General features: G+C 70.5%; 15 protein-coding genes. 6 read left to right on the top strand and 9 right to left on the bottom strand.

Features of this window, described 5'->3' with window-relative positions; all coding sequences use genetic code 11:
- Positions 1 to 151 precede the first annotated feature (151 nt).
- A complete protein-coding gene (locus tag ACZ7PG_RS23365; protein ID WP_470241207.1) occupies positions 152 to 1,135 on the top strand; it encodes a hypothetical protein in 984 nt (327 codons plus the stop codon).
- On the opposite strand, the gene ACZ7PG_RS23360 is transcribed toward ACZ7PG_RS23365, so the two are convergent.
- Positions 1,105 to 3,810 carry a hypothetical protein gene (locus ACZ7PG_RS23360; protein ID WP_470241206.1) on the bottom strand — a complete coding sequence of 902 codons (2,706 nt, stop codon included), beginning with the start codon at positions 3,808 to 3,810 and terminating at the stop codon, positions 1,105 to 1,107. The two genes, ACZ7PG_RS23365 and ACZ7PG_RS23360, sit on opposite strands and share 31 nt — an antisense overlap.
- 361 nt (positions 3,811 to 4,171) lie before the next feature.
- Between ACZ7PG_RS23360 and shbA the strand changes: the two genes are divergently transcribed.
- Positions 4,172 to 4,801 (top strand): RNA polymerase sigma factor ShbA, encoded by a 630-nt coding sequence (shbA, locus tag ACZ7PG_RS23355; protein ID WP_470242386.1) that lies wholly within the window; start codon positions 4,172 to 4,174, stop codon positions 4,799 to 4,801.
- Positions 4,802 to 4,804: 3 nt separating this feature from the next.
- Here the strand turns inward: shbA and ACZ7PG_RS23350 are convergent, their stop codons facing one another.
- Entirely contained in the window at positions 4,805 to 5,107 is a 303-nt protein-coding gene (locus ACZ7PG_RS23350) for a cupin domain-containing protein (RefSeq protein WP_470241205.1), read from the bottom strand.
- Between the two features lie 20 nt (positions 5,108 to 5,127).
- Positions 5,128 to 5,625 carry a sigma-70 family RNA polymerase sigma factor gene (locus tag ACZ7PG_RS23345; protein WP_470241204.1) on the bottom strand — a complete coding sequence of 166 codons (498 nt, stop codon included), beginning with the start codon at positions 5,623 to 5,625 and terminating at the stop codon, positions 5,128 to 5,130.
- Positions 5,626 to 5,781: 156 nt separating this feature from the next.
- Here ACZ7PG_RS23345 and ACZ7PG_RS23340 point away from each other — a divergent pair, with 156 nt between their 5' ends.
- A complete protein-coding gene (locus tag ACZ7PG_RS23340) occupies positions 5,782 to 6,135 on the top strand; it encodes a VOC family protein (RefSeq protein ID WP_470241203.1) in 354 nt (117 codons plus the stop codon).
- Here ACZ7PG_RS23340 and ACZ7PG_RS23335 read toward each other — a convergent pair.
- The gene (locus tag ACZ7PG_RS23335; RefSeq protein WP_470241202.1) at positions 6,122 to 6,757 is read right to left on the bottom strand and encodes an EthD domain-containing protein; all 636 of its coding nucleotides are present in this window, start codon (positions 6,755 to 6,757) and stop codon (positions 6,122 to 6,124) included. The genes ACZ7PG_RS23340 and ACZ7PG_RS23335 overlap by 14 nt on opposite strands.
- Positions 6,758 to 6,789: 32 nt before the next feature.
- On the opposite strand from ACZ7PG_RS23335, the gene ACZ7PG_RS23330 reads away from it, so the two are divergent.
- Positions 6,790 to 7,560, top strand: a complete 771-nt coding sequence (locus ACZ7PG_RS23330; RefSeq protein ID WP_470241201.1) for an IclR family transcriptional regulator domain-containing protein — start codon at positions 6,790 to 6,792, stop codon at positions 7,558 to 7,560.
- Here ACZ7PG_RS23330 and ACZ7PG_RS23325 read toward each other — a convergent pair.
- The 4 genes from ACZ7PG_RS23325 to dctA are packed head-to-tail and all read right to left on the bottom strand — an operon-like array spanning position 7,557 to position 10,993.
- Positions 7,557 to 8,366: an amidohydrolase family protein gene (locus tag ACZ7PG_RS23325; RefSeq protein WP_470241200.1), complete on the bottom strand. Its 810-nt coding sequence runs from the start codon at positions 8,364 to 8,366 to the stop codon at positions 7,557 to 7,559. The genes ACZ7PG_RS23330 and ACZ7PG_RS23325 overlap by 4 nt on opposite strands.
- Entirely contained in the window at positions 8,366 to 9,166 is an 801-nt protein-coding gene (locus ACZ7PG_RS23320) for an SDR family NAD(P)-dependent oxidoreductase (RefSeq protein WP_470241199.1), read from the bottom strand. The genes ACZ7PG_RS23325 and ACZ7PG_RS23320 overlap by 1 nt, the downstream gene beginning before the upstream one ends.
- Positions 9,163 to 9,666, bottom strand: coding sequence for a carboxymuconolactone decarboxylase family protein (locus ACZ7PG_RS23315; protein WP_470241198.1), 504 nt, complete (start codon positions 9,664 to 9,666; stop codon positions 9,163 to 9,165). Before ACZ7PG_RS23315 ends, ACZ7PG_RS23320 begins: the two co-directional genes overlap by 4 nt.
- Positions 9,667 to 9,679: 13 nt before the next feature.
- Complete coding sequence (dctA, locus tag ACZ7PG_RS23310) at positions 9,680 to 10,993, bottom strand: C4-dicarboxylate transporter DctA (protein WP_470241197.1); 1,314 nt, start codon at positions 10,991 to 10,993, stop codon at positions 9,680 to 9,682.
- Between the two features lie 124 nt (positions 10,994 to 11,117).
- Here dctA and ACZ7PG_RS23305 point away from each other — a divergent pair, with 124 nt between their 5' ends.
- On the top strand, positions 11,118 to 11,657 hold the full coding sequence (locus ACZ7PG_RS23305; protein ID WP_470242385.1) for a TetR/AcrR family transcriptional regulator: 540 nt from the start codon (positions 11,118 to 11,120) through the stop codon (positions 11,655 to 11,657).
- A 44-nt stretch (positions 11,658 to 11,701) separates the two neighbouring features.
- On the opposite strand, the gene ACZ7PG_RS23300 is transcribed toward ACZ7PG_RS23305, so the two are convergent.
- Positions 11,702 to 12,067, bottom strand: coding sequence for an RNA-binding S4 domain-containing protein (locus tag ACZ7PG_RS23300; protein WP_470241196.1), 366 nt, complete (start codon positions 12,065 to 12,067; stop codon positions 11,702 to 11,704).
- Between the two features lie 224 nt (positions 12,068 to 12,291).
- On the opposite strand from ACZ7PG_RS23300, the gene ACZ7PG_RS23295 reads away from it, so the two are divergent.
- Positions 12,292 to 13,824, top strand: a complete 1,533-nt coding sequence (locus ACZ7PG_RS23295) for a GMC oxidoreductase (protein WP_470241195.1) — start codon at positions 12,292 to 12,294, stop codon at positions 13,822 to 13,824.
- The last annotated feature ends 128 nt before the right edge of the window (positions 13,825 to 13,952 follow it).

Below are 13,952 nucleotides of genomic sequence, written 5' to 3'. Positions count from 1 at the left end.
GCTCGCGTTCCGGTGATTTCCCGCGCGAAATCGGCGAGGCCCGTCAAGAATGCGGCGGATAACGATCCGTTTTCCGCGCCATGATCGACTGGACATCGGCGTCGGGGCTGACGAATATTGATGCCCGTGCGGGAACGGCGAGGGAGGAACAGTGGACCTCAGTGCGGCGGACGTGGTCGGCGAGCTGAAGGTCCTGCGCAAAGGGAGGGGAATTTTCACCGCGCAGCTCGCGGATCGCGTCGGACCCGCTTTGCGCGCCACATGTGGCATTTTGGAAGATGACGACTCCGTGGAGATGAGGCGTAAACTCACGGACCGATTGCGCCCACTCGTCGAGTCGTTGCCGGACGATCTGAAGATCGCGCTGCGGGCCGCGTTCGCACTGGACGAACGGGCGCGGAAGCCGTTCTACCAGGAACGGGTCCACTGGGCGGCGATCACGCTCGACCGCGACGACCGGACGGTCCGGCGGCGCATCGACGAAGGAATCGAGCAGGTCGCGGCAATGGCCGTGGCGGCCGGTGCGCCGGAACTCCGGCCGCGCTATCCGAGCCGGAGTTGGCACACCGAAGAACTGCGCGTCACGCTCGCACTCGACCAGCCGGTGGCCGAGGCGTTCGAATTCCGTCGCGTGGTCGCCGACGCGGACGAAATCGCCGAGCTCGACCTGGCACTGACGCTCACCGCGGCCGGCGAATCCGGTCATTCGGTGCGTGCGTCCGATCTGGTGGTCGATGTGTTCCACGGCGGAGTGCTCGCCGGCCGGGCGATGGAGTCGAGCGACCGGGTGGGGCTGTCCTTGCGGTTACCGGAGCCGTTGCGGCGGGGTGAGCGCCACGACGTCGGACTGCGAATCCGGGCGAACATGCGGGAGCCGCATTACATCTGCGTGCCGCGGCACCCGTGCGATCTGTTCGACCTGCACGTCCGGTTCGGCGACCGGGTGCCGGACCGGATCGTCCGGCTGGAGAAGGCGTTCCAGAACGACACGCGTTCACCGCGCGGCGCGGTGCTGGAGACCGACGACGCGGGCGAGGTGCACGTCCGGTTCCGGCACCTGGCGCCGGGTTTCGCGTACGGGATCCGCTGGCAGCCGGCCGGCGCTCACGGCCAGACGACCCGCTCGAGGGCGTGAAGCGCGGAGACGAACGGTTCGGGCAGCCGCACGACCTGCTTGGCGGCCCGCGCTTTGGCGGAGAGCCCGGGACTGGCGCCGGTCTCGGCGTCCCGGGCGGCGTCGTCGACGAGTTTCGTGGCGCGGCCGAGCGGGCCGCGGCCGCTGAGGGCGAGCGCGAGCCCGAGGTCGAGCCGGGTCTCGAGGGTTTCCGGGTGGGTCCGGCCGAGGAGGCGGATCTGCGGTTTCCGAATGGTTTCGAGCAGATCGGCTTGGCGGTCGAACTCGCGGAGCCGGGCGTGGGCGAGGCCCATGGCGTGGCGGACCCGGTGGTGCAGCCGGTGTTCATCGCCCAGTACCCGGCGGATGACTTGTTCGGTCTCGGCCAGTTTTTCGAGCGCTTGCCGGGGTTGGCCGAGCAAGGCCCGGCCGACGTGGACCGACGCGGTCAGCGTCAGGGGGCTTTCGATGCCGTATCGCTCGGTGTAGGCCGTCTCGAGGTCGGTCGGGTCGTGGTCGAGCAGGTCGGCGTCGGCTCGGATCAGGTCGGCGTCCGGGCCTGTTGTTCCGGCCGCGACGTCTCGTGCTCGCTCGGGATGACCGGCTTGGAAGAGGTTGCGGGCGTACTCGAGGGTCAGTGCGTCGCGGATCGGGCCGGGGTCGGTGAGCGCGGGTTCGAGGAGGGCGACGGCGTCCTGGGGGTGGCCACGGAGCCGGCGGGCTCGTGCGGCGCGGTATCGCTCGGTGTTGGTGGTGGGGAGGTGGGCGTCCCAGAAGGTTTGGTCGGCTTCGGCGTAGTGGCCTTGTCCGTCGAGGGCTTGGGCGGCGATGAGGGCGGCGTCGTGGTGACCTAGCGCTTGGCGCGCGTGCCCGAGGGCTTCGGCGTCGAGTCCACAGGCGAGTTCGACCCGCGCCGCGGCGGCGAAGTCGGCGGAGGTCGCTTCGCCGGTCGAGAGGATGGCGGCATGGATCTCACCGGCGGTGATGGGGTCGCCGTGAGCTTCGTGCGCGGCCGCGAGGGGGCGTAGGAGGGCGACCCGGTGTGTGGGGCAGTGGTCAGCGAGGGCACGGGCGTGCTGAAGCAGAAGGTAGCGGCGCTCGCCGGGGACGGGATCGAGGGACGGGTCGTCGCCGCTGGCCAGGCCGCTGCTCGCTGCTTCCGCGGCGGGCGCTTCGAACTCGCCGCCGGGTGCGGCGTTGCGGGTCGCGGCTGGCTCTCCGAACTCGCCGCCGCCGGGCAAACCGCCGGGCGCTTCGAGCTCGCCGCCGCTGGGCACGGCTTCGCGGGTCGCGGCGGGTGCTTCGAGCTCGCGGCCGTCGGCTTGGCCGCCAGGTGTTCCGAACTCGCTGCCGCCGGCCAAGCGGCTGCTTGCGGCTTCTGCGGCAGGTGTTCCGAACTCGCTGCCATCGGCCGAGCGGCTGCGTGCGGCTTTCCCGGCGGGCGCTTCGAGCTTGCCGCCGGCCAAGTCCTTGCGCGCCGCTTCTGCAGCCGGGTCTCCGGACTCGCCGCCGGGTGCGGCGTTGCGGGTCGCGGCTGGCTCTCCGAACTCGCCGCCGCCGGGCAAACCGCCGGGTGCTTCGAACTCGCCACAGTCGGCCAAGCCGTCGAGCACCGCCTCCGCCGCCCGCTCCGCCTCCGCCGCCCCGAACTCGCCGCAGGCCACCTCCACCGCGAGGGCCTGGAGCCGCAGGTTCCCCTCCGCCCAAGTCGCGAACCCCCGCGCGACCAGCTCCTTCGCCGCGGCCCCGAACGCAGCCACCTCCGGCGGGATCGGCGCCGGAGCCAGCACCCCTCCCAACCGAAGCAACTCACACGCCGGTCCACTCAAAAACGCCAATACCTCCCGGATCGCATGGGGCGCAGTGTCCGGCAGAGCCCCCAACGACGCCCCAGACCGCACCACGAACGCCGCAGCCCGCAGCGTCATCGGATGACCATCACAGCGAGCGACAAATCCCGCGTCCCGTGACCCGAGCAGCCGCAAACCCTCCTCGATCGGCAAGCCCGGCACATCCACCGCCGCCCCCTCCCAGCGGACGCACCGGCTCGTCAGCAACGTGCGCACCCGGTCCGACTCCAGCACCACCCGATCGAGCACTCCCGGTGGCAGCCCCGCCGGGACGTCGTCGACCACGACCAGCACCGGCACACCCGTACCGCCGAGCCGTGCACACAACCGGTCGAAACCGAGCCCCGACGTGCCCGCCGCCGTTGCGAGGGCCAGGTGGAACTGCGGGAGGAAGTCGTCCGGGTCGAGGTGGCCGAACGGGCCCGTTCGCAGCACCCGGCCCCCGAAGCCGCCGACCAGGCCCGCGTACTGCTCGGCGAGCGTCGTCTTCCCGATTCCCGCCGGGCCGCGGAGCAGCACCGCCCCGCGCGCGACGAGTTCGCGGTGGACGGTTCCCAGCAGCGAACGCCCGGGACCCGACTCGACCGCGGAACGAACCCGCCGGACGAGGTCCGCGAGCGGTTCTCCCGGAATCATCGTCAGCACCCGGTCCGTGCTCAACCCCGGCGGAAGATCGGTGAGCAGAACGCGCGCACCCGTGCTCATGTCGAAATCGTCGAACGGATTACCGCGGAAAACGCTCAGCCCGTCGGCGCGCAGTGCTTTCTCCACCTGATCGGCCGCCGCGGAACACAGGAACACGTCGAACCGGGCGGCGGCCGTCGCGGGGGTCCCGGTGGCGTTCAATGGGTGATCATGGCTTCGGTTCCTGACGGTCGGGTCGAGTCACGCGCCAAGGATCGGAACGGAGCGCGAATTCGCTACCGGACACCCCGGATCGGCAGGATCTGTCCACTATTTGACCCGTGTGCCGGGGGTGACCGCCGGGTAACACCACTGGGCCGTTTCTGATTAACGGACAATATCTTGACAAGAACCACACCGCTGCAACGTTGCTGGTCAGCGGCTCGATTACTCCGGTTGTCGGACCGGGAATCGTGGGATGCGAACAGGAGAATCGTCCCAGGACCAGTGTGGTCTTTTGTGGGCGACGGGTTACCCGAGAGCGGTCCGGTGGACGATGCGAGGAGGGAAACCCGTGGACACCATGATGGCGGAGACGGCGGTCGAAGGCTACGTCGTGCTCGACGAGCTGCCGCGGCCGGACGGGAAGCTGACGAAGGAACAGCTCGACCCGTTCGTGGCGGCGGCGCGCGCCGGCGACCCGGACGCCGTGCAGACGCTGCTGCGGCTCATCAAGCCGACGGTCGTGCGCTACTGTCGCGCCCGGATCGGCGGGCGCGACCTGTCGTACCTCTCGGCCGACGACGTCGCGCAGGAGGTCTGCCTGGCGGTGCTGAAGGTGCTGCCCGGCTACCAGGACCGCGGCGGTTCGTTCCTCTACCTCGTGCGGGCCATCGCGGCGAACAAGGTCGCCGACGCGTTCCGCTCGGTGGCGCGCGACCGGTCGAAGCCGGTGCCGGAGCTGCCGGACCGGCCGCTGGGCGGCAACGAGCCGGAGAGCCACGTGCTCGACATGGACCTCGGCGCCCGGCTGGGCCGGCTGATGGCGTCGCTGCCGCCGCTGCACCAGGAGATCCTGTCGCTGCGGATCGTCGTCGGCCTGTCGGCGAACGAGACGGCGGAAGCGCTGGGCATCTCCGCCGGCAACGTCCGCATCACCCAGTACCGCGCCCTGACGAAGCTGCGCGGCATGATCCCCGACGGCGGGCTCTGAGCGTCACTCCAGCCATTCGGTGATGAAGTGGTCGCTCTCGTGGATGTGCACGGCCTCGTAGACCCCGGGGCCGAGCACGGCGAACTTGTGCGCGGTGCCGGCCGGGACGACCAGCACGTCCCCGGCGCCGCCGTCGCGCTCCTCGTCGCCGATGGTGAACCGGGCCCGTCCCCGGATGATGACGAACGTCTCCGCGTACGGGTGCCGGTGCAGCCGCGGTCCGGACCCGACGACGTCGCTGCTTTCGCGGATGACGGAGATCCCGGACCCGACGTCGCGTCCTTCGAAGTTCTCGCTGTCGCTCACTCCGCCAGCGTAGCGCCGGCTCAGCCCTCGACGGCCTTCCTCAGCTGGCCGAGCGCCCGGTGCTGGGCGACGCGGACCGCGCCCGCCGTCGACCCGACCACCTCGGCCGTTTCGTCCGCCGACAGGCCGGCGACCACGCGCAGCACCACGATCTCCCGCTGCTTCTCCGGCAGGACCCGCAGCAGCTTGCCCATGCGTTCGCCCAGTTCGCGCTGCAGCGCGTGGTGCTCGGGGTCCATCGAGGGGTCGGCCTCCTCCGGGATCTCGGCGACCGGCTCGGCCAGGTGCCGCGCGGCGGCCTTGCGCGCGGCCGTGACGTGCTGCCGCGCGATGCCGCACACGAACGCGGGGAACGACCGCTCCGGCGACCACCGGGGCAGCGCCCGGAGCACCGCGATGCAGACGTCCTGCGCGACGTCGTCGGCCATTCCCGGGTCGAGGCGGGCGCGGCAGTACCGCACGACGAGCGGCCGCGCCGCGGCCAGCAACCGCTCCGGGGCATCCACTGCGGTGATCAAGGTTCCCCTCCGTCCGGCGGGGTACTACCCGTTTTCCACCCGGACCGATCGGGGCCGGGCGAATTCCCCGTTATATCCGGGAAATCCGCGCGCGGGACATCGATCCCGAGGTCAACGCGCGAGATGACCATCGCCCCGGCGTGGCACGCTGGGCGCATGACCTTCGGCCTGCACCACGTCCAGCTGGCCATCGAGCCGGGCAGCGAGGAGCGCTGCCGCGCCTTCTACGTCGGCGTCCTCGGGATGACCGAGATCCCGAAGCCGCCCGCGCTCGCCGGGCGCGGCGGGCTCTGGCTGCGGGCCGGCGGCCTCGAGCTCCACCTCGGCGTCGAGCCGGACTTCCGGCCCGCGCGCAAGGCCCACCCGGGCATCCTCGCCGACGACCTCGACGCGCTGGCCGACCGGCTGCGGGAGTACGGCGTCGAGTGGGACGACGGCTTCCCGGGCCACCGCCGCTTCTACACCCACGACTGCCTGGGCAACCGGCTGGAGTTCCTCACTCCGGAATGACCGGAGTGATCGTGCGGTGGTGGCCGAACACCCGCCGCTCGCGCCGCGTCACGTTCGCCATCACCGCCGAACGCGCGGGCGTGCCGGTCGCCTCCCGGTACTCCGGCGCGTCGAACAACCTCACGTCCGAGATCTCGTGGAACGCCAGCAGCGCCGGGCCGTCGCCTTCGAGCAGCCGGTAGCGGCGGGTGCGGTACCAGCCCGGCAGCCGATGCAGCAGCGGCACGTGCTCCTCGCGGTACCACGCGTCGAGGCCGGCTTCGTCGGTCGTCGACAGCGCGACGCACACCACGACCGGCGCGGCGGGACCGGCCGGCCCGGCGTCGTCGAGCAGCGAGTAGACCCGCCGGTCCAGCGTCGCCAGCCGTCGGACGACGTCCTGTTCGCGCGGGCTGCGGCGGCGCGCCACCTCGTAGGCGGGGCTTTGCAGCGCGTCCGTGTCCAGCTCGTACCAGGCCAGCCACGTCGGCACCGCGCCGTCGAGGGCCCGGTAGCGGTGGCCGGTGCGGATGCCGGGGACGCGCAGGCGGGCCGGGGCGTGCTCGTGGTCGTACCAGTCGTGGAACTCCGCCTCCGGCACGTCGCCCGGCTCGGCGAACACGAACAGTAGTCCTTCGTTCATCGGGTAGTGTCCCAGGAAATCGAGGAGGGGCAGTGTCGCGCGAAGATCCGGACGTCATCGATTCGGTGGAGAAGGCGCTGCGGCTGCTGCAGAGCTTCTCCGGCGAGGCGCCGGCGATGAGCGTCAGCGAGGCGGCCGCGGCCACCGGCCTGACCCGCGCCACCGCGCGCCGGCTGCTGCTGACCTTCGAACGGCTCGGGTTCGCCGAGACCGACGGCCGCCGCTTCCAGCTCACCCCCCGCGTCCTGCGGCTCGGCTACGGCTACCTGGCCGCGCTGCCGTTCTGGGAACACGCCCAGTCGCACATGCGCGCGCTGTCGGACGAGGTCCGCGAGTCCAGCTCGCTCGCCACCCTCGACGGCGGCGAGATCGTCTACGTCGCCCGCGTCCCCGCGTCGCGGATGATGACCATCACCTTCAACGTCGGCTCGCGGCTGCCCGCCTACCCGACGTCGATGGGCCGCGTGCTGCTCGCCGCCCTGCCGGCGGCCGAGCTGGAGTCCTATTTGGACCGTACCGAGCTGAAACGGCTGACGGACCACACGATCACCGGCCGCGCGGAGCTGGAGGCCGAGCTGGCCCGGGTCGCCGAGCAGGGGTACGCGCTGGTGGACGGCGAGCGCGAGGAAGGCGTCCGGTCGGCCGCCGCGCCGGTCCGCAACGCCGGCGGCGGGGTGATCGCCGCGCTCAACGTCTCCGCCAACGCCGCCCGTGTCTCGGTCGAGAAGCTGCGCGAGGAGTTCGTGCCCCGGCTGCTCGAGACGGCCGACGCGATCACCAAGGACATCGCGGGCCTGCATTAGGCGAACCCGAAGCAGCGGACGGGGTTTTCGACGAGCAGCCGCCGTCGGTCTTCGTCCGAAAAGGACGCAAGAACGTGCACCAGGTCGGCGTCGTCGGGATCGAACCCGTGGGTGTTCGGGTGCGGGAAGTCCGTGCCCCACAGGACGCGCTCGGGCGCGTGGGCCACGAGCAACCGCATGAGCGCGAGAGAATCCGCCAGCGACGGCGGCGCGGTCGCGATCCGGTCCGCGCCACTGAGCTTGACCCAGACGCTCCCGGTGTCGAGCAACCGCCGCAACGCCGTCACCGAGGAGCTGTCGAGCCCGGATCGGAGGTCCACCCGGGCCATGTGGTCGACCACGACGGTCAGCCCGAGCCCGCGCACCATCTCGCCGTGGTCGGCGATGCCGGTGCCGGCCACGTGCAGGGCGATGTGCCAGTCGTACGGCGCGATCTTGGCGACGATCGCCCGGATCGTCTCGGCCGAGGGTGCCGGGCCCAGGTGCGGCAGGAAGTGCAGCCGCGCGCCGCGGACCCCGGCTTCGTGCAGCCGGGCGATCTCGGCGTCGGGCGTCTCCGGCGTCACGAGCGCGACACCGCGGTAGTCACCAGAGGCGAGGGCGTCCAGCATCGCCGAGTGGTCCGTGCCGTGACACGCCGACTGGACGATCACCGCGCGCTCGAACCCGAAACGCCGGTGCAATCGCTGGAGATCCTCCTTCGGCGCTTCCGGCGGGGTGAACGTCCGATCGGGAGCGTAGGGGAAGACGTCCGTAGGCCCGAAGATGTGGCAGTGCGCGTCGCAGCTGCCCGGGGGAAGGATCATCAGTCGCACCTCGCCGTCATGCCGCCGTCGACGACGATCTCGGTCCCGGTGACGAACCGGGCTTCGTCGGAAGCCAGGAACAGCGCGGCGTAAGCGGTGTCTCGCCCGTCGCCCATGAACCCGAGCGGGATCCGGGCCTGCCGCCGCTCCAGCAGCGTCTCGACGTCACCGCCTTCGCGTTGGTTCGCCAGCCGGGCCTCGACCATCGGCGTGTGCAGCTGCCCGGGGACGACGGTGTTCGCGCGGATCCCGTCGGGCGCGTGCTGCACCGCGAGCACCCGCGACAGCTGGATGACGCCGGCCTTCGCCGACGCGTACCCGACCTGGGCCGAGCCGGTCCAGCGGATCCCGGACGTCGACGCGGTGTTCACGATGGACCCGCCGCCCTGCTCGCGCATCACCGGGATGACGTGCCGGCAGGTGAGGTAGACGCTGGTGAGGTTGTAGTCCAGCTGGGCCGTCCAGTCCTCTTCGGACAGTTCGGCCGGGCCGCCGGGACGCGAGCCGCCGACGTTGTTCACCAGGACGTCCACGCGGCCGAACGTCTCCCGGCACGCCGCGACCGCGCCCGCGACCGACGCGCTGTCGGTGACGTCGCAGGTGTGCGTGTGGACGGTCCCACCGTCCGAAGTGATCAGTGAGACGGTCTCGGTGAGCGCGTCCGGCTTCAGGTCCACAGCGAACACCTTCGCACCTTCCCGCGCGAACAGCACCGCGGCGGCCCGGCCGTTGCCCCAGCCGGGCCCGACGCTGCCCGCGCCGGTGACCATCGCGACCTTCCCCGCGAGCCGGCCGGTCATTCCCGCCCCACCTCCAGCGCCACGAGGAACCGCGAAACCATGTTGTACGCGGCGACCGTCACGCTCAGCTCGACGATCTGCTGCTCGTCGAAGTGTGCTTGCAGGGCCTCGAACACCGGCTGGTCGACGGCGATCTTCTCGGTCATCGCGTCGGTGTAGGCGAGCGCGGCGCGCTGCCGGTCGTCCAAAGCGGACGGATCGCCGCCCCGCAGCGCGGCGAGCTGCTCGTCGGTCATCCCGGCTTCCCGGGCGACGGGCTCGTGCGCCGTCCACTCGTAGGCCGCGCCGTTGAGCTCGGCGACGCGCAGGACGGCGAGCTCACGGACGTCCGCGGGCAGGGTCGAGGCGCCGCGGACCGCGCCGAGCAGGCTGTTCCAGCCGTCGGCGAGCGCCGGGCTGTGCAGCAGCATGCCGTCCAGCGGGGTGAGCCGCCCGCCGCGCCGCTGCCGGATGCGGTCGGCGACCTCGCCGCCTTCGTGGCTGTAGCCGAGCCTGGCCAAGGTGTCTCCCTTCTCAGACCGCGACGGTGGTCGCGGGTTCGGTGGGTTCCGGGGTCTTGCCGTCGAGCACCGTGCGGGCCCGCGCGAGGTCGAGCACGCCTTCCCAGCGGCTCACGACGATGCTGCCGAGCAGCTGCCCGCACAGGCTGACGATGCCGCGCATGGTGGAGAGGAACCGGTCGACGCCGAGGATGAGCATGATGCCCGCGACCGGGACGACCCCGGTGGTCGAGAGCGTCGCGGCGAGGATGACGAACCCGGCCCCCGCTACTCCGGCGCTGCCCTTCGACGTGATCATGAAGACCGCGAGCAGCGCGATCTGCTGCCACAGCGAGAGGTTCACGTCGAAGGCCTGGGCGATGTAGAGCGAGGCGAAGCCGAGGTAGAGGCAGACACCGTCGCCGTTGAAGGCGTACCCCGACGGCACGACCAGCCCGACGATCCGCTTCGGACAGCCCAGGTTCTCGAGCTTCTTCATCAGCTGCGGCATCACGACCTCGTAGTTCGCGGTGCCGAGGGTGATCAGCAGCTCGTCCTTGAAGTGCCGGTACAGCTTCAGGACGCGGATCCCGCACAGCCGGGCGACCGCGCCGAACACCAGCAGGCAGAACAGGATCCCGACGACCCAGAACAGCAGCACGACCCCGCCGAGGCTGGCCAGGGTGGCGACGCCGAACTTGCCGGTGGTGTAGGCCATCGCGCCGAACGCGCCGAGCGGGGCCAGGTACATGACCAGCCGCACGATGCCGAACGTCGCCTCGCCGACGCGCTCGATCCCGCGCAGCAGCGGCGCGCCGCGTTCGCCGAGGGCCTTCAGCGCGATCGCGAACAGGATCGAGATCAGCAGCACCTGCAGGACGTTGCCCTCGGTGAACGCGCTGACCACGGTCTTGGGGATGATGTTGACCAGGAAGTCGTACCAGTGCTGGTTTTCCCCGGTCTGCACGTACTGCTGGGCGCTGCCGGAGAGCTTGAGCGACGCCGGGTCGGCGTGGATGCCGGCGCCAGGGCGCAGCAGGTCCATCACGACCAGCCCGATGAGCAGCGCGATCGTGGTCAGCACCTCGAAGTAGACCAGCGCCTTGACTCCGACCCGGCCGACGCTGGCCAGCTCGCCCGCCGACGCGATGCCGGTGACGATGGTGCAGAAGACCACCGGCGCGATCAGCATCTGGATGAGCGCGATGAACCCGGTCCCGACCGGCTGGAGCGCGGCACCGACGCCGGGTGCGGCGAAGCCGAGCACCGCCCCGAGCACGATCGCGACCAGCACGGTGACGTAGAGCTTGGTGGTGAAGGCACTGCGCAGGACTGATCGCGTCGACATCATCGTCTCCGTCTGTTCGTCTGGCGTACGTTTGCGCGACTGACGTACACATCCTGGGTGACGACTTCGCCGCGGTCAACCCCCGGACAGCTGTCCGGTTGGCTACGCTGACGACGTGACCCCGATGCGAGCCGACGCCGAACAGAACCGCGAGCGGATCCTCGAGGTCGCGCGCGTGGCGCTCAAGGCGTCGAGCGCCGCCTCGCTGCAGTCCATCGCGAAAGCGGCCGGCGTCGGCCAGGGCACGCTGTACCGCCACTTCCCGAGCCGGGAAGCGCTCCTGCTGGCCGTCTACCGGCACGACGTCGAGGAGTTGATCGACGCGGCGCCGTCCCTGCTTGCCGAGCACGCGCCCGCCGAGGCGCTGCGGCTGTGGTTCGAGCGCCTGGCCGCCTACGGCCGGATCAAGCACGGCGTCGGCGAGGCCGTCGAGGCCGCGACGCGCGCCGACCTCTCCGGCGAGTACTACGCGCCGACGTGCGCGGCGATCACCCTGCTGCTGGACGCGGGGAAGCGGGCCGGGACGGTGCGCCAGGACGTCGGCGCCGAAGATATCCTGCAGCTGGTCGGTTTCCTCTGGCGCTCCGATTTCGGGGCGGACCGGGAGGCGCGCACCGCGCATTTGCTGACGCTGGTCCTGGACGGCTTGAAACCGCAGTCATGAGACGACCGACTCATTTCACCGTGAAATGAGTCGGTCGTAGCGAATCAGGTGTCCTGCTGCCGGAACGCGTCCAGCACGCGACGCTCCCTTTTGGTCGGCCGGCCCGCGCCGCGGTCGCGCCGGGCGACCGGGATCGCGGTCTCCGGCGGCGGCTTCGGCGTCCGGTCCACGAAGCACGTCGCCGCGTCCGGCGCGCCCACGCGTTTCTGGATCACCCGTACCACGTCGAGGATCCGGGTCGTCCCGGCGATGCGCAGGCGGACTTCGTCGCCCGGCACCACGGTCGTCGCGGGCTTCGCGGGTTTGTCGTTGACGCGCACGTGACCGCCCCGGCACGCCGCCGCGGCGTCCGGACGGGTCTTGGTCAGCCGGACCGCCCAAAGCCAGCGGTCCACTCGGGTCGACTCCATCGTCGTCCATCATGGCCCATTCAGCGGAATCCTCGCGCAACCCGGGGAGGTTACTCGTCGGTATATGTCGACTTGTCTGCACCACTGAGTTATAACCTGTTCTAATATACCTCAACGGTGAGGACTATCGCATGCGTGACGAACCCATGTGGAGAACAGCTTCTGGCGCAGTTTCCCGTCGTCTATTCATCGCAGGAACTGGTTCTATCTTGGCGGCCGCGGCAGTGGGGAGCCAGGCGGCCGCCGCGGCGTCCACCACGATCGCCGACGCGGCGCGCGTGCCCGCCCTCGTGATCGGCTCGGGCTACGGCGGCCAGGTCACCGCGCTGCGGCTCGCACAGGCCGGCGTCGACGTGCAGATGGTCGAGATGGGCATGGCCTGGGACACGCCCGGCTCGGACGGCAAGATCTTCGCCAACACGACCACCCCGGACCAGCGCTCGTTCTGGTTGCGCACCAGGACGAAGCAGCCGCTGTCCAACTTCCTCGGGTTCCCGATCGACAAGGACATCCCGAAGTACACGGGCATCCTCGACGCCGAGGAGTTCAGCGGCATCACCGTGTACCAGGGCCGCGGCGTCGGCGGCGGCTCGCTCGTCAACGGCGGCATGGCCGTCACGCCGAAGCGGGAGAACTTCGGGGCGATCCTCCCGACCGTCAACGCCGACGAGATGTACAACACCTACTACCCGCGCGCCAACTCCGGGCTCGGCGTCGGGCTCGTCCGCTCCGACTGGTTCGAGACCGCCGAGTGTTACCAGTACGCGCGGGTCGGGCGGAAACAAGCACAGCGGTCCGGGTTCCCGTTCGTCTTCGTCCCGGACGTCTACGACTGGAACTACATGGAGCAGGAGCAGGCCAACACCGTGCCGCGCTCGGCGCTGGCCGGGGAAATCCTGTACGGCAACAACTACGGCAAGAAGTCCCTGCAGAAGACCTACCTGCCGCTGATCAAGGCGACCGGCCGTGTGACCATCTCGCCGCTGCACCGGGTGACGTCGGTGACGCCCGCGGCCGGCGGCGGCTACACGGTCGTCATGGACCAGCTGAACACCACGGGCGGGGTGACGGCGACGAAGTCCGTGACCGCGGACAAGGTGTTCTTCGCCGCCGGCAGCGTCGGCACGAGCAAGCTGCTGGTGAAGCTGAAGGCCACCGGCGCGCTGCCCAACCTCAGCGGTGAGGTCGGCAAGGGCTGGGGCGACAACGGCAACGTGATGGTCGGGCGCGCCAACCAGATCTGGGACCCGACCGGCAGCCTCCAGTCGTCCATCCCCTGCGGCGGCATCGACAACTGGGCGGCCGGCGGCGCGTTCGCGGAGGTCGCGCCGCTGCCGACCGGAATCGAGACGTGGGCGTCGTTCTACCTGTCGATCACGAAGAACCCGAACCGCGCCCAGTTCACGTACAACCCGGCGACGCAGAACGTGGACCTCAACTGGCAGACCGCGTGGAAGCAGCCGGGGATCGACATGGCGAAGACCATCTTCGACAAGATCAACGCGAAGGAGGGGACGATCTACCGGTCCGACCTCTTCGGCTTCTACAAGATCTGGGGCGACCACCTGACGTACCACCCGCTCGGCGGCGCGGTGCTCGGCAAGGCGACCGACAACTACGGCCGGCTGGCCGGGTACCAGGGCCTGTACGCGATCGACGGGTCCCTGATCCCGGGCAACACCAGCGTCAACCCGTTCGTCACCATCACGGCACTGGCCGAACGGAACATCGAAAAGATCATCGCCACGGACTTCTAGAGTCCGCCGCGGCCGGTCGTGGGGGGGGAAAAAGAGGCTCCCCCCCCTTTTTCCCCCCCCCCCGCGGGGCGGGAGAAAGGAAAAAGTTGTGATGCCCACGAAGCAGTTTCCCCCTTCCCAACCCCACC

This window comes from Amycolatopsis sp. NPDC114504, from assembly GCF_055633595.1.
Note: the sequence above shows the minus strand (reverse complement) of the source record. Positions and strands in the feature narration are given on the sequence as shown.